This window comes from Pseudomonas sp. Z3-6 (assembly GCF_051131985.1).
Classification (GTDB): domain Bacteria; phylum Pseudomonadota; class Gammaproteobacteria; order Pseudomonadales; family Pseudomonadaceae; genus Aquipseudomonas; species Aquipseudomonas zanjanensis.
Genome location: NZ_CP071644.1, coordinates 2,929,964 through 2,948,323 on the forward strand (window position 1 = coordinate 2,929,964; position 18,360 = coordinate 2,948,323).

General features: G+C 57.7%; 16 protein-coding genes and 1 pseudogene. 13 read left to right on the top strand and 4 right to left on the bottom strand.

Annotated elements, in window-relative coordinates:
- Window positions 1-17: 17 nt before the first annotated feature.
- Window positions 18-1,007, top strand: a complete 990-nt coding sequence (locus J3P88_RS13525) for a zinc-dependent alcohol dehydrogenase family protein (protein ID WP_434575832.1) — start codon at window positions 18-20, stop codon at window positions 1,005-1,007.
- Between the two features lie 143 nt (window positions 1,008-1,150).
- Here J3P88_RS13525 and J3P88_RS13530 read toward each other — a convergent pair whose 3' ends face one another.
- Window positions 1,151-3,010: an ABC transporter ATP-binding protein gene (locus J3P88_RS13530; protein ID WP_434575834.1), complete on the bottom strand. Its 1,860-nt coding sequence runs from the start codon at window positions 3,008-3,010 to the stop codon at window positions 1,151-1,153.
- 169 nt (window positions 3,011-3,179) lie between these two features.
- Here J3P88_RS13530 and J3P88_RS13535 point away from each other — a divergent pair, with 169 nt between their 5' ends.
- From J3P88_RS13535 to J3P88_RS13545, 3 genes are all read left to right on the top strand, one after another.
- A complete protein-coding gene (locus J3P88_RS13535; protein WP_122565734.1) occupies window positions 3,180-3,482 on the top strand; it encodes an ArsR/SmtB family transcription factor in 303 nt (100 codons plus the stop codon).
- A gap of 63 nt (window positions 3,483-3,545) precedes the next feature.
- The gene (locus tag J3P88_RS13540; RefSeq protein WP_186704783.1) at window positions 3,546-4,520 is read left to right on the top strand and encodes a zinc-dependent alcohol dehydrogenase family protein; all 975 of its coding nucleotides are present in this window, start codon (window positions 3,546-3,548) and stop codon (window positions 4,518-4,520) included.
- 41 nt (window positions 4,521-4,561) lie between these two features.
- Entirely contained in the window at window positions 4,562-4,888 is a 327-nt protein-coding gene (locus J3P88_RS13545; RefSeq protein ID WP_411387298.1) for an antibiotic biosynthesis monooxygenase family protein, read from the top strand.
- A 6-nt stretch (window positions 4,889-4,894) separates the two neighbouring features.
- Here the strand turns inward: J3P88_RS13545 and J3P88_RS13550 are convergent, their stop codons facing one another.
- Together J3P88_RS13550 and J3P88_RS13555 are read right to left on the bottom strand one after the other, a co-directional pair.
- Window positions 4,895-5,854, bottom strand: a complete 960-nt coding sequence (locus J3P88_RS13550; protein WP_434575837.1) for a hypothetical protein — start codon at window positions 5,852-5,854, stop codon at window positions 4,895-4,897.
- A 125-nt stretch (window positions 5,855-5,979) separates the two neighbouring features.
- Window positions 5,980-6,771: a helix-turn-helix transcriptional regulator gene (locus J3P88_RS13555; RefSeq protein ID WP_186728678.1), complete on the bottom strand. Its 792-nt coding sequence runs from the start codon at window positions 6,769-6,771 to the stop codon at window positions 5,980-5,982.
- A 137-nt stretch (window positions 6,772-6,908) separates the two neighbouring features.
- Between J3P88_RS13555 and J3P88_RS13560 the strand changes: the two genes are divergently transcribed.
- Window positions 6,909-8,012 carry a polyamine ABC transporter substrate-binding protein gene (locus J3P88_RS13560; protein ID WP_434575839.1) on the top strand — a complete coding sequence of 368 codons (1,104 nt, stop codon included), beginning with the start codon at window positions 6,909-6,911 and terminating at the stop codon, window positions 8,010-8,012.
- 88 nt (window positions 8,013-8,100) lie between these two features.
- Window positions 8,101-9,411 carry a type VI secretion system tip protein TssI/VgrG gene (gene tssI, locus J3P88_RS13565; RefSeq protein WP_434575841.1) on the top strand — a complete coding sequence of 437 codons (1,311 nt, stop codon included), beginning with the start codon at window positions 8,101-8,103 and terminating at the stop codon, window positions 9,409-9,411.
- 93 nt (window positions 9,412-9,504) lie between these two features.
- Here tssI and J3P88_RS13570 read toward each other — a convergent pair whose 3' ends face one another.
- Window positions 9,505-10,302, bottom strand: a complete 798-nt coding sequence (locus J3P88_RS13570) for an alpha/beta fold hydrolase (protein WP_434575843.1) — start codon at window positions 10,300-10,302, stop codon at window positions 9,505-9,507.
- A gap of 225 nt (window positions 10,303-10,527) precedes the next feature.
- Here J3P88_RS13570 and J3P88_RS13575 point away from each other — a divergent pair, with 225 nt between their 5' ends.
- From J3P88_RS13575 to J3P88_RS13605, 7 genes and pseudogenes are all read left to right on the top strand, one after another.
- Complete coding sequence (locus tag J3P88_RS13575; protein ID WP_434575845.1) at window positions 10,528-11,562, top strand: aldo/keto reductase; 1,035 nt, start codon at window positions 10,528-10,530, stop codon at window positions 11,560-11,562.
- A gap of 35 nt (window positions 11,563-11,597) precedes the next feature.
- A pseudogene (locus J3P88_RS13580) lies at window positions 11,598-11,927 on the top strand (2,4-dienoyl-CoA reductase); the annotation flags it as partial.
- A gap of 77 nt (window positions 11,928-12,004) precedes the next feature.
- A complete protein-coding gene (locus J3P88_RS13585) occupies window positions 12,005-12,520 on the top strand; it encodes a sigma-70 family RNA polymerase sigma factor (protein ID WP_186728729.1) in 516 nt (171 codons plus the stop codon).
- Window positions 12,507-13,487 carry a FecR domain-containing protein gene (locus tag J3P88_RS13590; protein ID WP_434575847.1) on the top strand — a complete coding sequence of 327 codons (981 nt, stop codon included), beginning with the start codon at window positions 12,507-12,509 and terminating at the stop codon, window positions 13,485-13,487. The genes J3P88_RS13585 and J3P88_RS13590 overlap by 14 nt, the downstream gene beginning before the upstream one ends.
- Window positions 13,488-13,605: 118 nt before the next feature.
- Entirely contained in the window at window positions 13,606-15,996 is a 2,391-nt protein-coding gene (locus tag J3P88_RS13595) for a TonB-dependent siderophore receptor (protein WP_434575849.1), read from the top strand.
- Window positions 15,997-16,519: 523 nt separating this feature from the next.
- Complete coding sequence (locus J3P88_RS13600) at window positions 16,520-17,761, top strand: DUF1835 domain-containing protein (protein WP_434575851.1); 1,242 nt, start codon at window positions 16,520-16,522, stop codon at window positions 17,759-17,761.
- A 56-nt stretch (window positions 17,762-17,817) separates the two neighbouring features.
- A complete protein-coding gene (locus J3P88_RS13605) occupies window positions 17,818-18,354 on the top strand; it encodes a dihydrofolate reductase family protein (RefSeq protein ID WP_186728672.1) in 537 nt (178 codons plus the stop codon).
- The last annotated feature ends 6 nt before the right edge of the window (window positions 18,355-18,360 follow it).

An 18,360-nucleotide genomic window follows, 5' to 3' on the forward strand; every position in this document is an offset into this window, starting at 1 on the left:
TAAACGAGGTATCCAAGATGGCACGCATTGTCAGAATCCACGAATACGGTGATGCCAGCGTTCTGAAGCTGGAAGATTTGGAAGTTTCGGCACCGGCACCAAACGAGGTGCAGATTGGTGTTAAAGCTATTGGCTTGAACCGGGCCGAAGTGATGTTTCGCAATCACGCCTATCTACAGGATGCCGAGTTCCCCAGCCGCTTAGGCTATGAGGCCGCAGGCATCGTGGTTTCAGTTGGTAGCGACGTAACGGAGATCAAGATTGGTGACGAAGTCGCTGTGATCCCGCCTTTGGATATCGCTCGATGGGGCACTTACGGCGAGCTGGCCAATGTACCGGCTCACTTGGTGGTGAAGAGTCCTGAGAACTTATCCTTTGAAGAGGCTGCTGCGTCTTGGATGCAGTACGTCACTGCTTGGGGGGCATTGATCGAACAAGCGAAGCTGCGGCAGGACGACTTTGTCATCATCACCGCTGCATCAAGCAGTGTTGGCCTGGCCGCCTTCCAACTTGCTCGTATGGTCGGAGCCATATCGATTGCGATCACTCGAACCAGCGCGAAGAAGCAAGCCCTACTTGATGCTGGCGCTGCGCACGTCATCGTCAGCGATGAAGAGAACATCGTCGAACGTGTTATGGCGATAACTGCCGGTCAAGGCGCCCGTGTTGTGTTCGATCCTGTAGGCGGGCCGTCCTTTGACCCCCTCACGCAGAGCATGGCGCGAGGCGGAATCTTGCTGGAATACGGCGCACTCAGCTCTGAGCCGACGCCATTCCCACTGTTTGCCGTGCTGGGCAAAAGCTTGACCTTGAAGGGCTATCTCTATGCAGAGATTGTGGCCGACATTGAAGCCTTGGAAAGAGCGAAGGCTTTTATTCTGCAAGGACTGAAGTCTGGTGCGTTGCGCCCGATCATCGCCAAGACATTCGCGCTTAGCGACATCCAGAATGCCCACCGTTTCCTTGAAGGCAATCAACAAATCGGTAAAGTCGTAGTAACTGTCTGACCGGCATTTATGGGGCTGAGAGCGTAATTCTGGCCCCGCTTCAATTCGATCCAGATGACCGCTTTGGGCCGAAAGCTGCCCGTTGTAAAGGGCCGCTGACGACCCAAAGCACCCACTTGCAGATCACCCCAGGCCATTCACCCTCATACCTGATCCATCGCCTCCGTCACCCACCGATCCTCCCCCAGGAACCCGCCACTCTGGTGGTGCCACAGCCGCGCATAGATGCCGTTCTTGGCGAGCAATTGTGCGTGGGTACCCTGTTCAATGATCCGCCCGTCATCCATGACAATCAGCCGATCCATCGCCGCAATCGTCGACAGCCGATGAGCAATGGCGATGACCGTTTTACCCTGCATCATTTCATCGAGGCTTTCCTGGATGGCCACTTCGACTTCCGAGTCCAGGGCGCTGGTCGCCTCGTCAAGGAGCAGGATTGGCGCGTTCTTGAGCATCACTCGGGCAATCGCGATGCGCTGGCGCTGGCCGCCCGACAGCTTGATGCCGCGCTCGCCCACCAAGGTGTCGTAGCCGGAGTGACCTTGGCGGTCGCTCAGTTGGCTGATGAACTCATCGGCCTGGGCATTGGCCGCCGCGCGGCGGATTTGTGCGTCAGTTGCATCGGGTCGGCCGTAGGCGATGTTGTCACGAATGGAGCGGTGCAGCAGGGACGTATCCTGGGTGACCATGCCGATGGCGCTGCGCAGGCTGTCTTGCGTCACGCGGGATATGTCTTGCCCGTCGATGCGGATCTGGCCGCTGTCGACATCATAAAAGCGCAACAGCAAGTTGATGAGCGTGGATTTGCCGGCGCCGGAGCGGCCCACCAGGCCGATTTTCTCGCCCGGGCGGATGTCCAGGCTCAGGCCATCGAGCACCTGGCGTTCACCGTTGTAGTTGAAGCTCACGTTGTCGAAGGTGACCGCGCCGCCGGAGCTCACCAGCACCCCCGCGTCCGGCGCGTCCTGCACCTTGGGGCCGCGGGTCAGGGTTGCCATGCCATCCTGCACGGTGCCGATGCTCTCGAACAGCGAGGTCATTTGCCACATGATCCAGTGCGACATGCCATTGATGCGCAACGCCATGGCGGTGATGGCCGCCACCGCGCCGGCGCCGACGTCGCCCTGGTGCCACAACCAAAGCGCATAGCCGCCAGCGGCCATGATCAGCCCCACCACCAACGCTTGGTTGACGATCTCGAACTGGCTGACCAGGCGCATCTGGCGAAAGCCGGTCTGCTTGAAATCCTCCATGGCCGCGCGCGCGAAGTGCGCTTCACGGTTGGAATGGGAGAACAGTTTCACGGTGGTGATGTTGGTGTAGGCGTCCGAGATCCGTCCGGTCATCGACGAGCGCGCATTGGCCTGTTCCTGTCCGACTTTGCCCAAGCGGGGCACGAAGTAGAGCATGGCCAGCCCGAACAGCACGATCCAGGCCACGAACGGCAGCATCAATTTCAGGGCGAAGCCGCCGGCCAAGGCGATGATCGCGATGAAATACACGCCGATTCCCGGGGCGATCTCGATCAGGGTGAACAGCACGTCGCGCACGGCCAGGGCCGTCTGCATCACCTTGGTGGTGACCCGGCCGGAAAATTCATCGGAAAAAAACGAAAGGCTTTGCCGCAGCATCAGGCGGTGGAAGTCCCAACGCAGCCGCAACGGCAAGTTGATCGCCAATATCTGGTGCTGCACCATCGTACGCAGCGCCACCAGCCCGACGCTTGCCACCATGACGATACCCATGCCCCACAGCACGCGACTTTCTTGCGCTGCCGCGTCACCCCCGGCTTGCCAGGTCGAGAGCAGATCCACCACCTGGCCGAGGAACGAAAACAGCCAGGCTTCGTAGATCGACACGCCGGCGCTGAGCAGCGCAAACGCCAGGATGTAACCGCGGGCGCCCCGGGTGCAGGCCCAAAGGAACCGAGCCAGGCCGTTGGGCGGCGGGGGGACTTCGTCGGGTGGGAAGGGGTCGAGTCTTTGTTCAAATACGCGAAGCATGGTGGTCTCCGAAACGATCAATGACGGAGATTCTGCCATTTAAAGACTGCTTTGAGGGTTATGTGAAGTGGTGGGTATGGCTCTATTGGCGTGTCGCCCAGGATGTTGGGGGCAGGGAAGGGGCTAAACAGCGTATTGACATATCGAAAAATCTCGATATTCTCGGGGCATGGAATTGATCGAAATATTCAAAGCGCTCTCGAACCCTACACGCCTGGAAATCTTGAAAGGCTTGAAGGATCCCGCAAAGAACTTCCCTCCGCAGGATGAAGGTGACGTTCTCACGGTGGGCGTCTGCGTCAGCAGTATTCAAGAAGGTATCGGACTGTCGCAGTCAACGGTGTCTGGTTACCTTGCAACGCTGCAACGAGTGGGCTTGGTCGAAGTCCGGCGTATCGGTCAGTGGACCTACTACAAGCGCAATGAAGCAACCATCAGCGCGCTTGCCGAGGTCATAGGGAAAGAATTGTAGTTTTTTTTACCGTAACATATCGAGATATCTCGATATTCCTTTTTATAGATGTGAGGAATTACGATGAAAGCAATGGTACTTAAATCATTCGGCGGCTCGGGATCGTTCGAACTGCGCGAGGTGCCCAAGCCTGTACCGCACGCCGGACAAGTCTTGGTCCGAGTGCACGCAACCTCCATCAATCCGTTGGATTACCAGGTTCGTCGCGGCGACTATCCCGACTTGGTGCAACTGCCGGCCATTACCGGGCACGACGTATCGGGCGTTGTCGAAGAGGTTGGGCCGGGAGTGACCACCTTCGCTCCAGGGGACGAAGTCTGGTACACCCCGCAAATATTTGACGGGCCAGGCAGTTATGCCGAGTACCACGTTGCCGCCGAAAGCATCATCGGGAAGAAGCCAGCCTCGCTGAGCCATCTCGAGGCGGCAAGCCTGAGCCTGGTTGGCGGGACGGTGTGGGAAGCATTGATCGTGCGTGCGGCGCTCAGGGTGGGGGAAAGCATTCTGATCCACGGCGGCGCGGGGGGTGTCGGGCATGTGGCGATCCAGGTGGCAAAAGCCATGGGCGCAAGGGTGTTCACGACCGTGCGTGAGGCAAACGCCGGGTTCGTGCGAAGCCTGGGAGCCGATGTGGTCATCGACTATGAAAAGGAGGACTACGTCGACGCCATCATGGGGGAAACGGGTGGTCGCGGAGTGGATGTGGTGTTCGACACCATCGGCGGCAATACCTTGTCGCGCAGCCCCGACGCGCTGGCACAGCTTGGCCGCGTTGTCTCGATCGTGGACATTGCGCAGCCACAAAACCTTGTCCAGGCCTGGGGCAAGAATGCGAGTTACCACTTCGTTTTCACCAGGCAGAACCGCGGCAAGCTCGATGACTTGAGCGCATTGGTTGCGCGAGGTCAGCTGCGGCCACACGTTGGCGCCGTCTATTCGCTTGCCGACATTGGGCTGGCCCATGCACGGTTGGAGAGCCCCAACAACGGTGTTCAAGGAAAAATCGCGATAGCGGTCGAGCCTTCGCTGATCCCGTAATTGCGTACGTTTAACCGTTCAAGCCATTTTCGAGGAATACCATGATTTATGAGATCGCTCTGCTCCCTGTTCACAAAGAACGTATTGAAACGTTCAGGCGTGCATTTGCCGAGGTCGCTCCTTTGCTCACCCGGGCAAAGGGTTACGGCGGTCACTTGCTGGCGCAAGGGATCGAGACCCCCGAGCAATTCAACCTGATCGTGCGATGGCAATCACTTGAGGATCACACGCCGGGTTTCGAAGCGAGTGAAGACCATCGGATGTTCATGATGGGCCTAGAGGAATATTTTTCGGAGGAGCCGAGGGTCTACCACATCGAGGGGGCCGCTTCCTGTTCACCGTTTTTGACCGAGCAGTGGCCGAATTGACCACCCTCAGGGATTGGAACTCATCCGGCCCTGGATCGCCGTGCGCAGACAACCCCAGGCGATGAATCCGAGGATCAACACCTCCGCCATGCCCACCAGCATGTGGAATGAAAACGTCAGCGGTTGTTCGGCCCAGTAGAAGGTTGTCATGCCGGTTCGACCGCCGCCGACGCGCAGCCGCCCGCTAAATAGCGCAGGGACCCATGTGATGACGTGGCTCAGCTCCAGGACGGCCAGGAAAACACCCAGTAGAAGGAGCAGGGCGCGTGCGGGCGTGCCGAGTTTTTCAGTGGGCTCATGGGGAGGCGTGAGTTCCTGGGTTCTGCGCTGCCTGGCTTCCCTCACCGCCTTGCCACTGGTTGGGGCTGGAGCAGGTCTGTAGGCTGGCTTCACAGCCGCCGTCGAACCCACGACGACTTCAGTAGGCACTGCCACGTTCAGATAGTCGGCCAGCGCACGCAGCCACACGTCGGTGGGTTTACTCCCCGGCACTACCGGAACGTTATCGGTGGTCAGGCGGTGCTCGGTGCCATCGCGCATCACCAGCCACAATTGGGTGTAGGTGGGCTCGGCCTCTTGGCGGCGGCGAAATTCGAGGCATTTGGGGGTGTCGATTCTAAAGACCGAATGCACACGCTCGCGGCGTCCAAAAAAGTTTCGGGTGCGGCGCTTGCCTTCACCCTCGCGTCGCGATAACAGCAAGGTCTCGCGGACGCCGGTGTACACCATCAAGAGGAGGCCGAGGGCAGGGATCAGCAGCAGTCCCAGCACAATCAGCAATGCGAACAATGGATCGACGTCAGTCTGAGGGAGGCCTCCGTCAGCGATCACAAACACGGCGAACGCCACCGGTGCAATGAAGGCAAGCGCGCCTGTCAGCAGCACGAATGCGCTTTGTACGAGGTTACGGGAGTGGATGTGCAGGTCATCCTGCGCGGTGCGCTCGAACCGATGTCCAATCAACATGCAGAACTCCTGGTGCGTCGCCTTCAGAACGATCAAAGGGTCGTGACAAGCAGTGGCACGCCGCAGGCCTGGATCGTGTAACTACGCCGCGCAGAATACCTCATGCCCAGACGTACCCACTGACTTCAATGCGTAGCAGGAACGTTCTGTCTTGGCATGAAAAATCGTGCAAACAGCTCGGATTGGGACTTGATATTCAGTTTTGCGTAAATATTGCGGCGGTGCACCTTTATGGTTTCCGCCGACAGGGATAGCTTTCCGGCTATTTCTTTGTTGGAGAAGCCGCTGAGTAATAAACGGAGGACATCACTTTCACGTGCTGTTATCTGCGTACCCAGCTGGTTGACCGTTTCTGGCCATAGAGGCGGCTCAGCCAGCGTTTTCTCCACGTCAATTTCAAACCCCATGCGCTGATGCATCAATGCAGTCACCCACGGTTTGATAATGTCGAGCAAGGTTATTTGTTCTTGGCTGAAACGGGCTTTGCTGCCAATAGATAGGCACAACGTTCTGTCGGGATCGAGCTGGACATTGTATTGTGCTTCGTCCATGGAAATGTATTGGGCGAAATACTTGTGGTAATACTCGGTTTCAAGAAAATATTCCGGTGCAATATCCAACAGGTGGAAGAAACCGCTCTGCGGGTTTTCCCGATTGGCTATATAAAATGGATCCAGTAAATAAAGACCTTTCACGTAGCGATGAATGAAAGCGTCAACTTCTTCCGCATCGGCCACTTCGGGGAGACTGACGACCTGGACCTGTTGGTTGCTGAAAATCAATACCACCCAATTATCGATCTGCACGTATTCATTTAATGTGCGAACCAGTGAACTCCAGAACTCTGGACGGTTCAGTTGCATGATCAGCTTCCCGATCGATCGATGCCAGGCCAGGCTGTGAAGGTCAAACGGCATTTTCTACCCCTTTAGGGTTAGGGCGTCGCAGGTCAAAGGTAAGTATTCGTAGGTATTTACTATTCGGTGGCAGCCGGTATATTCGCTGCCAGGTTTACGATAGCCATGAGGGCATGTCGTCTTGACAAGGATGTTGCATGAGAAAGTCACATTTGCGAACCCTTTTTTCGGCCTCGCTTCTCTGTGTCGGGATAAGCACATCCGTGGCGGCTGTAGAGCCCGGGATGTATCTCTATAACTGGTTCGGGTTGCTGGCGCCGGAGACGCCAAAGGAGTTTGAGCAGGAAACTGGCACGCGAATGCACATGGATGCGTTCGACAGCGCTGAGATCATGCAGAGCAAGGTCATGGCCGGGCGCACCGGGTATGACGTGGTGGTGGCGACCTCCAACGTGTTGCCAGGCCTGATCCAGGCGGGCGTCCTTCAGCCTCTGGATCGTGATCAGCTGAGTAACTTTTCACATATTGACCCTGACATCCTCGCTCAGCTCGCAGTCAATGATCCAGGTAACCGCTACGCCGTGCCTTATTTGTGGGGCACCACTGGCATTGGTTATGACGTGGACAAAGTCAAAGCGGCATTGGGCAATGATGCGCCGGTCAATAGCTGGGATCTGATCTTCAAAGAAGAAAACATCAGCAAACTCCAATCGTGTGGGGTGGCAATGCTCGACTCTCCCAGTGAGATCATCTCGATTGCCTTGAATTACCTTGGACTCCCTAGCAACAGCAAGAACCCGGATGATTACCAGAAAGCTCAGGCCTTGCTGTTGAAAATCCGCCCCTACGTCCTTTATTTCGATTCGTCCAGAATCGACGCCGACCTGGCAGACGGCAATATCTGTGCTGTTGTGGGGTGGGCCAATGGTGCCCTGGCGGCACAGGCCATCAACGAAAAGGCTAACACCGGACGCAAGATTTCCTACAGTCTTCCTCGCGAAGGCGCGCTGTCCTGGTCGGAGAATCTGGTGCTGCTGAAAGATGCGCCCCATCCCAAGGAAGGCATGGCGTTCATCAATTATATGTTGCGACCAGAAATTATCGCCAAGACCTCAAATCACACGCTGTACCCTAACGCAAACAAAGATGCCGCTGAGTTTGTCGAGCAGAAGTTGCGAGACAACCCTTGGATCTATCCCGACAAAAAGACGGTCGCAACACTTATTCCCCTTGAGCCACTGCCATTGAAACTGGAGCGAATCCGCACGCGGATATGGACCAAAGTGAAGAGTGGTGTGTGACCTGACTTGATTGTCGCCTGTTGCTCGTTGCGTGCCTTGGTTATAGGCGGGCGTCGGACGAGCAGCAGGTTTAAAAAGAGAACAGCGGATGTTCAACCCAGCCAATCAAACGCACTTCAGTTTGACCATCGACGGTTTTGCCAACGACTTTCAAGTGCTCGCCTTCACGGGAGAAGAGGCGCTCAGCAGGCCTTACCTGTTCAGCGTGGATTTTGTTAGCGAACGGTCTGACCTGGCGCTTGAAGGCCTCTTCGACCGAGAGGCTTTCCTGACCTTGGACGCGAAGGGCAACGGCATTCATGGACGGGTCTATCACATCGTTCATAGCGCTCATGGTCAGCACTTGATGCGCTACAGCCTGGCCCTCGTCCCGCAGTTGTCCTACTTGCGTCACCGCATCAACCGAAGGATCTATCAACAGTTCTCGGTACCGAAAATCGTGGCCTTGATATTGGAAGAACACGGTGTTGTGGGCGACGCTTATCGGTTTCATCTGGGGGCGACCTACCCAGAGCGTGAATACTGTACTCAGTACAACGAAACGGACTTGCACTTTGTTCAGCGCTTGTGTGAAGAGGAGGGTATTCACTTTCACTTCCAACACAGTGCTCAAGGCCATGTGCTGGTCTTTGGTGACGATCAGGCGGTTTTCCCCAGGATTGGACAGCCCACTGCTTATGGACAAGTGCGCGACAGGGTGGCCAACGAGCCACTGATCAAGCGCATCAACCTGCGTCTGGGACAGCTCCCCCGTCGTATCTCGCACCAACCGCTGGACATTGAAACGGATGACAGGCTGGAGCGTTTCACCGGTCATGAGCACGGCAAGCAGATACGTCTTCGGACCATGGAACGCCGCCACGCGGCTTATCGACAAGCCGAAGGGCAGAGTGACCAGACTCGGTTAGTCAGCGGCCAAGTACTGGACATCTCAGGCCATCCGCGCCAGGAGTGGAATGCCCCATGGCTACTGACCCAGGTCGTCCACGAAGGCCGGCAACCACAGGTCATGAGTGAGCACGTCGTCAGTGGCAACACGGGGAACGAAGATGACTTCCGTCAAGGGTACCGCAACCGCTTTATCGTGCTGCCATGGAATGTGTCCTATCGTCCGCCGTTGGCTCACAAGAAACCGCAGGTACTACGCAAGCAGACCGCTGTAGTCATCGCCCTGGAGGACGAAGAAATCCAGGGTGATCGGCGCTTCGCAAGGATCAAGGTCGAGTTTCCCTGGGACCGTGAAGATCGATTTGACGACAAGAGTCGTTGTTGGCTGAAGAGGGCGTCCGATTGGCGTTGTGAGATGGGGCCGCCGCGGACGGGCATGGAAGTAGTGGTTACATTTCTTGAGAACGATCCTGATCAGCCGGTGATCAGTGGTTGTTTGTGTTGTCGTTAAGGACATCCAAAAAACCATGTCTTGAGCCGTTGCGGACAATCCAGCCCAGGGGCTCGATGATGTCCGCACGCAGCCTGATTTACGCCATTCAGGTCAACCGGTATTGCGTTTCAGGAAACCCTCGATAACAGTTGCGAAATAAGGCGGGCACTCCTGCATCGGGTAATGACCGCAGTTCGGGATAACGTGCAGTTCTGCGTTCGGATGCCACGCCAGAAAGGTTCTGGCCATAGCCGCGGCATCAAGTCCGGGGTCCTTGTCGCCGACAATAATCAAATACGGTGTTTCAAGGCCTTGAATGTCATCGACGAAATTTGCTGTGACCATCATTTCGAGGTACCTCGCCCGGCAGGCAGGTGAGATTGTGTCGCGGCTTTGTTGGACCTTGAGATCAACCCATCCATCGCAAAGACCTCCGGTCACGAATTTGAACAGCCGTCGAAGGGCCTCGTCGTCTTCTGTCGTGCTGGCAAAGAACGCCAGAGCTTCTGGGCTCAACCGATTGCCAGCGGCAGAAACGGGGCACACCGCTATCGCGCTTGCGACGCGAGACGGGGCATCCGCAGCGATACGTTGCGTGACCATCCCGGTCATCGAGTGGCCTACTACGTGGAAGCGCGTCCAACCGAACTGGTCGGCGAGCATGAGGCAATCGGAGGAAATCTCCTCCACTGTAAATTCGCCAGCCAATTCAATGGATTGTCCGTAGCCACGCACATCAACGAAAACATAGGTAAACGCGCGACCGTCAAGACAGGGCATGACGGCATCGTAGCTGGAGTGGTCGCCCAGCCAGTCATGCATGACCAGTACGTGAATGGGGCCATTGCCGCACCGCACATACCCTAAGGTGGTGTCAGCTCCGAAGCTGATTTCAACGGATGCTTTCATTTCATGGTTCCTTTGTGGTTGGGGAACCAAAACGAAAACGCCCTCCCGGCGAACCGGGAGGGCGTTTTGAAAGAGAGGCAACCCTATCAATCTCTTGAGTCAGGTTCAATAGGCGAGCCAATCCATCACAGCAAGCCCGCAATAACCCGTCTAGACTCCACGCGCACTCATTCACTCTCAACCCAGCGCAGGTCGCCGAAGCCTCTTGCCCTGAAGGAGTCCGTCATGCGTTATCGCATTTTCGGCAATACCGGCTTGCGGGTCTCTTCCCTCGCGCTGGGCACTGGCAACTTTGGTAAAGGCTGGGGCTACGGGGCCGACTTGGACGAGGCCCGTAGAATCTACGACGGTTACCGGGAAGCAGGGGGCAATTTCATCGATACGGCCGATCAATATCAATTTGGCCAATCGGAATCCATGCTCGGCGATTTCATGGCGACCGAGCGCGATGAAGTCGTGTTGGCGACCAAATTCTCGCTGGGTGATTCAGCCGGTGCCGGTGTCCTGCGCTCCGGCAACAGCCGCAAAGCCATGCGCAGCTCGGTGGAGGCCAGCCTCAAGCGCCTCAAGACGGATCACATTGATCTTTTGTGGGTGCACATGCCCGATGGCGTAACGCCTATCGACGAAATTGTGCGGGGGCTGGATGACCTGATCCGCTCTGGCAAAGTGCTCTATAGCGGGCTGTCGAACTTCCCGGCTTGGCGTGTGGCAACGGCCGCCACCCTGGCGGAGCTTCGGGGTTGGTCGGCGATATCGGCGGTGCAATTGGAGCACAGCCTGGTGGAGCGCTCGGCCGAACGCGAACTCCTGCCGATGGCCGCTGCCTTCAATCTGGGAACCGTCGGATGGTCACCGCTCGGCGGTGGTTTGCTGACCGGTAAATACCGCAAAGGGGAAACCGGTCGTGCGCAGGGTTTGGGGGCGGTGATCCACGATGAGGACAGCGAGCGCAAGACCTCGACGGTGGACGCGGTGTTAGCGATCGCCGAAGAGACCGGCCACACGCCGGGCCAGATCGCAACCGCTTGGGTGCTGGCCAAGGGAACACTCCCGATCATCGGTCCACGCACGCCGGAGCAGATGGCCGATAACCTGGCGTCAGTCGAGGTTCAGCTGACGGCGGATCAACTGGCACAGCTGGACGCTGCCAGCGCCATGCCCCTTGGGTTCCCACACGATAAGGTGGCTGCTTCAGCACCTTCGCTTGCCGGCGGCAAGGCAGACCTCATTGATGCAATGAACCGGGCCGTTCGATGAATCGAGTTTCCAGGCAGTTCGCCCATTGAATCAATCCGATGGCCGAAAGCGTCGTGCAAAGCGGTGTGGACATGGTGGGCATCGGAACGGCGTTGGCCATCGATCCTTATCTGCCGCATGACTGGCTGCTGGGCAAAGACAACGCCACGCAACTGCCGCCCATTACTTGGAAAAACAAGACCCTTGCGGCCTTGGCGAACATGGCGGTCGTGAAGTTTCAATTGCACAAACTGAGTCGGGCTAAGAAGCCCGATCCGAGGGTGTCGCCGTTGCGCGCGCTGATCCTGCAACAGCTCGCCCTGGCATTTCGCACCCGCCAGTATCGGCTTTGGGTGGAGAAGCGTTCGCCCAGAAGCGGACACTAAGCGCCACGTATTTGCCTAAGGCCTATCGCCTGAGTAGAATGCGATTAATTATCAATCATGTACTTGCCGGGATTCCGATGCGCAGCGATGAAACACTAGGTACTGCAGATCTAGGGCTGCTCTATCGAACCCACCACTCGTGGTTATACGGCTGGCTAATCCGACGCATTGGATGTCGTGATAACGCAGCAGATTTGGCGCAGGACACCTTCGTACGCCTGCTCAAGTCCCGTCAGTCCAGCCCCTTGCGTGAACCACGCGCCTATTTGAGCAGTATCGCCCGCGGACTGATGATTGATCAGTATCGTCGTCGCGAACTCGAACGTGCCTACTTGGAAAGCATCATGTTGCTGCCTCAACACGAGGTGCCCTCGGAAGAAAGCCGACTGATGATTCTTGATGCGCTCGAGCGCATAGATCGCATGCTCGGTATGCTTAAACCGAGAGTTCGCCAGGCATTTTTATTTGCCCGACTCGACGGCCTGACGTGCGCGCAAATAGCCGAAAAGCTGGGCGTTTCCCGCGCGACGGTGGAACGCGACCTGGCCACGGCCCTGCAACACTGCTATCGCTTGCGTTATGTCGAGTCGTGAGCCGCAGACGCTGGATCCGGCCATTGTCGAGCAGGCGATCCAATGGCTGGTGCGCCTTCGCTTCAATCAAGCCGATGAACAAACACAGCGCACTTTTGAGCACTGGCTCCAGCAGCGCCCGGAGCATGTGTTGGCGTGGCAGCGTGTGGAAACGCTTGGGGATGAATTCACCGGCGTGCCTGCTCAACTGGCGCGACAAACCCTTAATGGCACCCATCATGGAATGCGGCGGCGCGAAAGCCTGAAGCTACTGGGCCTATTGGCGACTGTCAGCACGGCAGCCTGGCTCGGCCGGGACTACACACCCGTACCCGCCATGCTTGCGCAGCAGCGCAGCAACACCGGCGAGCAACGACGCTTCCAACTCGATGATGGCAGCCTTATCCAGCTCAATAGCGATAGCGCCGTCGACAGCGATTTCGACGCCCAGCGACGCCTGATCATCCTGCGACGGGGTGAAATCATCGTGAATGTCGGTGCGGATCAACACTCGCCTCGAGCGCGACCGTTCTGGGTGCAATCCCGTGACGGGATCATGCGCGCCCAGAGCTCCCGCTTTCTGGCACGCGAGCTGGACGATGGCACTCTGGTCGCGGCTCAGGAAGGATCGGTCACGGTTTTCCCCGGCTCCAGTCAAACGCCTGCGAGCCGCAGCGTCCAGGCAGGCAATCAGCTGCTGTTCACATCAAGTGGCGCCCGAACGTTCAAAGGCAATGGCCTTGATCTATGGAGCTGGGGTGACGGGGTGATCAGTGCACGCAATATGCGCCTCAATGATTTCATCGTGGAGCTGTCGCGTTATCGCCCCGGGGTACTGCGCTGCGCCGAAGAGGTCGCTGATCGTCGCGTTTCCGGCACCTTCCAGCTCGCCGACAACGATCAGGTCCTGGCATTGATCGCGCAATCACTGCGCTTGCACATTGATTATCGGACCCGCTATTGGGTGACCGTGACCGCTGCCACCTGAGCCCATCGGAACTTTGCGCTAGCTGAAAAAGAATGAGGTGCTTTCTCATTCTCGTCCGACCTCTAAGGAAGGCCGGAATACAGGCCAGTCTGCCGATGTCCTTTCTTGGAGCGAGAAAATGAGTTCGTCCCCGGTTTCACAGCGCCATCCATTAAATCGTGCCTTGCACGGTGCGATTTTGGGTTTGATCGTGAGCAGCTACGCATTGCCATCGCTGGCGCAAACCTCGAGCGCTGACCACAGCAACCAAGTCAAGCAGTGGAACATCGCTGCCGGCCCACTGGCGCCGGCGCTTGATCGTTTTGCGCGGGAGGCTGGCATCAGTCTTTCCTTCGACGCGTCGAGTGTAGTGAACCGCACCACGGCTGGCGTGAATGGCACGCTCGATACATCGGCAGCGCTGTCATCGTTGCTGCAGGGGAGCGAATTGCAAATCGAACAGCAAGGCCCGAATGCCTATCTACTGTCCCCTCGACCAAAGCCCGCCGGCCCGCTGGAGCTCGGCGCAACGGACGTCGAGGACTACCGCCTTGCACCCCTCATCATCAATGCCAAGGTCAGGGTCAGTGCCGACGACGACGCCAACTCGGTGGTCGCCCAGGAGCTCTGGGTTGGCGGCAAGGTGGCAACCAGCATTCTCAATACACCGGCATCGGTGTCGGTGGTTACCAACAAGGAAATGGAGCAACGCAGCGTCAGCACCACGGAAGAGGCGCTGCAATACACGCCGGGCGTGGTCAGTGACTTCTATGGTACGGATGACCGCAACGACTATTTCCAGATCCGGGGCTTCCAGGCCACTACCTACCGTGACGGCTTGACCCTGAGTTCGATGCGCGGCGTACGCGAAGATCCATTCGCTTATGAACGCATCGAGATTTTGCGTGGCGCCAACTCCACGCTGTTTGGCCCGGCGGACCCGGGTGGTTCGGTGAACTTCGTGACCAAACAACCGCGCTTCGAGCAGTTTGGCCAAGGCTATGTGACCTACGGGTCGTTTGACCATGTCGAGACAGGCATCGATGTGGGGGATGCGTTGAACGACGAGAAAACCTTAGCTGGCCGCTTTACTGCCAAAGGCCAAAACAGCGACCGCGAGTACGATCACTCACAGGACGACAACCGGTTGGTGATGGGTGGCCTCACCTGGGCACCCACGGATTACACGTCCGCCACCGTGATTCTGGACTATCTGAAAACTGAAAGTTCGCCCAACAGTGGCGGCTATCCGCTGGACAAGGAATACGACCGCAGCAAGTTCTATGGTGAGCCCAGCTACAACTTCCACGATGTCGAGCGCACCAGCCTCAGCGGTAACGTCACCCATGACTTCGACAACGGCTTTGTATTGCGCAGCAATCTGCGTTACAGCAAGTTGACCGATGATTTTGGCTACGTTTATCTCAGCGACAGCGCCGCACGTGTCGGTACTACCGTTGACCGGTATCTGTTTGGAACGGACAGTGAGGCCGACCAGTTCAACGGCAATCTGATGCTGCAATACGATGCCCGCTTCGAGAACATCGACAGCAGCAGCCTGGTGGGCGTGGAGTACCTCGATTCGACCACCAAGGAAAGCTCGGTCTACGCCCTGACCACCCCGATTGACATTGCAAATCCCGTGTTTACTGGCGTTCCACGCTCAATCACGCCGTATGCCGTCAACAAGCGAGACGCGACCACCAAGGCCGTGTTCCTTCAGCAGAACCTATCGTTCTACGAGCGTTTCATCGTCACCGCGGGTATGCGCAACGACTCGATGGACCTTACCAGCAAAGGCTTGATATCCACGGAAAAAGACAACTTCTCCGAAACCTCCTACCGAGGTGCGTTGACCTATATCGTCAACGATGAGGTGTCCACCTATGTGAGCATGGTGGAGTCCGTCTCGCCGCCTCAGGTTGGCGTAACACCGCAGACGGGCACGCAGTACGAAGTGGGCGTGAAGTATGCGCCGATGGGGATGGACGCACTGTTCTCCGCAGCCGTTTATGACCTGACCCAGGAAAACGTCACCATCGCCGTGGTGCTGCCGAGCGGCATCATTGAACAACAGACGGTGGGCGAATCGCGGGCCCGTGGCCTCGACCTGGAGGCCAAGGCGCAGGTGACGCAGAACCTCAGCCTGATTGGTGGCTACTCCTATATGGAGTCCGAGGTACTGCGCGGTTCGTTGTACGACGGCAGCTCCCTGAAGGGTAATGAGTTCTCCACGGCACCCAAGCATTCCGCTTCGCTCTGGAGTTATTACGACGTGCCCGGCACGGATGTCAGCGTTGGCTTGGGGGCGCGCTACGTCGGCTCTTATTACTTCGATGCAGCCAACTCCGGCAAAAGCGATGGCACCACGCTGTTCGACGCCGCCTTCAACTACGAGATCGCCAAGGGCACCGACCTTGCGGTGAACGTCAGCAACCTGCTGGATGAGCAGCACGTGGTCGGTTCCGGCACAGCGAACTTCTACAACCCGGGGCGCGAGATTACCGCCAAAGTGAGTTACAACTGGTAGGCAGGCGTGTAAGCCCAATGCTGTTCACTTAAGGCAATCGACAAACCCGTGGCGAGGGAGCTTGCTCCCGCTGGGCCGCGAAGCGGCCCCAAAACCTGCCAAGTGCGGCGTATCAGACACACACCGCACCCGCCGGTTTACGACTGCTTCGCAGCCGAGCGGGAGCAAGCTCCCTCGCCACAGGGCCATCATTTTTCTTAAGTGAACGGCATGGGTGTAAGCCTTTTTTCCATAGTCGTGCGCTGTCCAGCGTCCGTTTCTGGGCCGAAAGCTGCCTGTTGCGGCACAGTCCATGGCCAGATTTCTAGATGTTCACAGCAACCCAGAGGGGATGCACCTCCCCAGCACTCCGAAATCTGCCCACCGCCAAGCTTTGCTTTCATCAGTCCTTCCCGCTAAAGTCGGTCCCCTGGCGTTTGCTGCGCCTGCGGTCCGCGCGAAGGGGTCATCCCAAGGCAGGTTTTTCGAGTTTTTCATTCCAACTCCCGGCTTGTCGGCGGACCGAGCCCTGTAAGGAGTTGGCATGCCCGCCACCAACGCTTCCCGTCATCACGGTCTCCTCGATTTACCCTTCCTGCGTAAGCGCGCCAAGCGTCTTTTGAAGGCACTGAAAAACCATGAAGCCGACAATGTGCGTGAGCAGCTGCGCGCAATGGGCTTGTCTGGCCCGGACTATCGACTGGCCGACACACAATGGCTGGTCGCCCGTGAGGCTGGTTTCGCCAGTTGGCCCAAGCTGGTTGCCCACACCGATGGCGTGACGTTCGCCGCACGTCATCCGGGGTTCGTTGCGACTAACGAAGCGGCGGTCCAGCATTGGCGATGCGGTAACGACATCGAGCACAGCCTGCGGGTGGCTGGTTTTTCAGGTTCGTTTCATATGTTTGATGATCCGATGGTGATGGGGCCGGTCCCCGCATTACCTGACGATGATTATTGGTCAGTGCGAGCCAATTTCTTGGAACAGGCATTTGGGTTCTCTCGCCGTGATATTCAACAGCGCCAGGCCATGCAGCGTGACGCGCTGGCAAAACTGGACGCGGACAGTGAACTGGTACTGTGGTGCGAGGGCGACGCCTACGATCAATTGTTTCTGATTCGATTACTGGCGAGTTTGCCGGCCTTGCCGCGCAGGCTCGAATTGATTGAAATCAGCCGGGTACTCGGCGTGGAGCGCTTTATTGGCATTGGTCAGCTTGCCCCGGATTTGCTCCCCTGGCTCTGGTCGCAACGGCGCTCGCTCGGTGAGGACGCGTTGGCACTGGCGCGCGAAGCATGGGCCGCCTACACCGCAGCGGACCCAGGCGACTGGGCAGGCCTTGCAGCACACTTGCATCCCGCGCTGCCGCTGCTCGGGCCTGCTTTGGCGAGACAACTGCAGGAGCTTCCCGGGGCAGGCGACGGCTTGAGTCTGACTCAGCGGCTGGTGCTGCGTGTTCTCGCCGATCATGGCGAGCTGCCTGCTGGTAAGGTGTTCAGCCATCTAATGATGAGCTATGAGCCTCTGCCTTATCTGGGCGACCTGATGTTCCACGCGCTGCTGCGACTGTTGATCGATGCACCACACCCCTTGGTGCATGAACAGCCGGGACGTGAATGGCAGAGGCGCCTTGTTCGTCTCACGGCCTTGGGCGAGCAAATGCTGCTCGGGCATATCAACTGGCTCGATTACGCGCCAGCAGAGCGTTGGGCCGGCGGGGTGCGTATCGTTGCTGATCGGTCACCTTGGGTAGTGAATAGCGACGGGCGGGTGTGGCGTCGCTGAACAAGTCTTCAACTCACGGCCACACTTCAATATCCACCACAACAAAGGAGCCTCAAATGCCTACCGCTCACGTCTTCATCGCCACCAGCCTGGATGGTTTCATTTCTCGGCCCGACGGTGACATCGACTGGCTCTTGCAACGCGACGACCCATCCGAGGACCACGGCTATCAAGACTTCATCACCGACAAGGACGTCATCGTGATGGGGCGCGGGAGCTATGAAAAGGTACGGACCTTCGACACCTGGTTCTACGACCGGCCCGTGGTGGTGCTGTCCAGACAGTTGGCCGATTCGCCGGTGCCCGAGGCGTTGAAGAATAAGCTGCGTTTCTCCAACCTGGCACCGAAGGCGTTGATGACGGAGCTGGCAAGCCAAGGCGTGCAGCGCGTCTATGTGGATGGCGGGCGGGTGGTGCAGTCGTTCCTGCGCGAGGGCTTGGTGACCGATATGGTGATTACCACCGTTCCGGTGTTGATTGGCTCGGGGAGGCCGTTGTTTGGCGGGCTTGAGCAGGATGTGGATTTGAAACTCGTATCCAGCCGCAGCTTTGCGTCGGGCTTGGTGCAATCCACTTACCGATTGCTCCCATGACCCGCC

Excerpts from the sequence above, each read along its gene's own strand:
- J3P88_RS13525 (WP_434575832.1), top strand. The coding sequence starts at position 18 with ATGGCACGCATTGTCAGAATCCACGAATACGGTGATGCCAGCGTTCTG.
- J3P88_RS13600 (WP_434575851.1), top strand. The coding sequence starts at position 16,520 with ATGCCCGCCACCAACGCTTCCCGTCATCACGGTCTCCTCGATTTACCC.
- J3P88_RS13545 (WP_411387298.1), top strand. The coding sequence starts at position 4,562 with ATGATTTATGAGATCGCTCTGCTCCCTGTTCACAAAGAACGTATTGAA.
- J3P88_RS13575 (WP_434575845.1), top strand. The coding sequence starts at position 10,528 with ATGCGTTATCGCATTTTCGGCAATACCGGCTTGCGGGTCTCTTCCCTC.
- J3P88_RS13540 (WP_186704783.1), top strand. The coding sequence starts at position 3,546 with ATGAAAGCAATGGTACTTAAATCATTCGGCGGCTCGGGATCGTTCGAA.
- J3P88_RS13555 (WP_186728678.1), bottom strand. The coding sequence starts at position 6,771 with ATGCCGTTTGACCTTCACAGCCTGGCCTGGCATCGATCGATCGGGAAG.
- J3P88_RS13530 (WP_434575834.1), bottom strand. The coding sequence starts at position 3,010 with ATGCTTCGCGTATTTGAACAAAGACTCGACCCCTTCCCACCCGACGAA.
- J3P88_RS13570 (WP_434575843.1), bottom strand. The coding sequence starts at position 10,302 with ATGAAAGCATCCGTTGAAATCAGCTTCGGAGCTGACACCACCTTAGGG.
- J3P88_RS13605 (WP_186728672.1), top strand. The coding sequence starts at position 17,818 with ATGCCTACCGCTCACGTCTTCATCGCCACCAGCCTGGATGGTTTCATT.
- J3P88_RS13550 (WP_434575837.1), bottom strand. The coding sequence starts at position 5,854 with ATGTTGATTGGACATCGGTTCGAGCGCACCGCGCAGGATGACCTGCAC.
- J3P88_RS13560 (WP_434575839.1), top strand. The coding sequence starts at position 6,909 with ATGAGAAAGTCACATTTGCGAACCCTTTTTTCGGCCTCGCTTCTCTGT.
- J3P88_RS13590 (WP_434575847.1), top strand. The coding sequence starts at position 12,507 with ATGTCGAGTCGTGAGCCGCAGACGCTGGATCCGGCCATTGTCGAGCAG.
- J3P88_RS13595 (WP_434575849.1), top strand. The coding sequence starts at position 13,606 with ATGAGTTCGTCCCCGGTTTCACAGCGCCATCCATTAAATCGTGCCTTG.
- tssI (WP_434575841.1), top strand. The coding sequence starts at position 8,101 with ATGTTCAACCCAGCCAATCAAACGCACTTCAGTTTGACCATCGACGGT.
- J3P88_RS13535 (WP_122565734.1), top strand. The coding sequence starts at position 3,180 with ATGGAATTGATCGAAATATTCAAAGCGCTCTCGAACCCTACACGCCTG.
- J3P88_RS13585 (WP_186728729.1), top strand. The coding sequence starts at position 12,005 with ATGCGCAGCGATGAAACACTAGGTACTGCAGATCTAGGGCTGCTCTAT.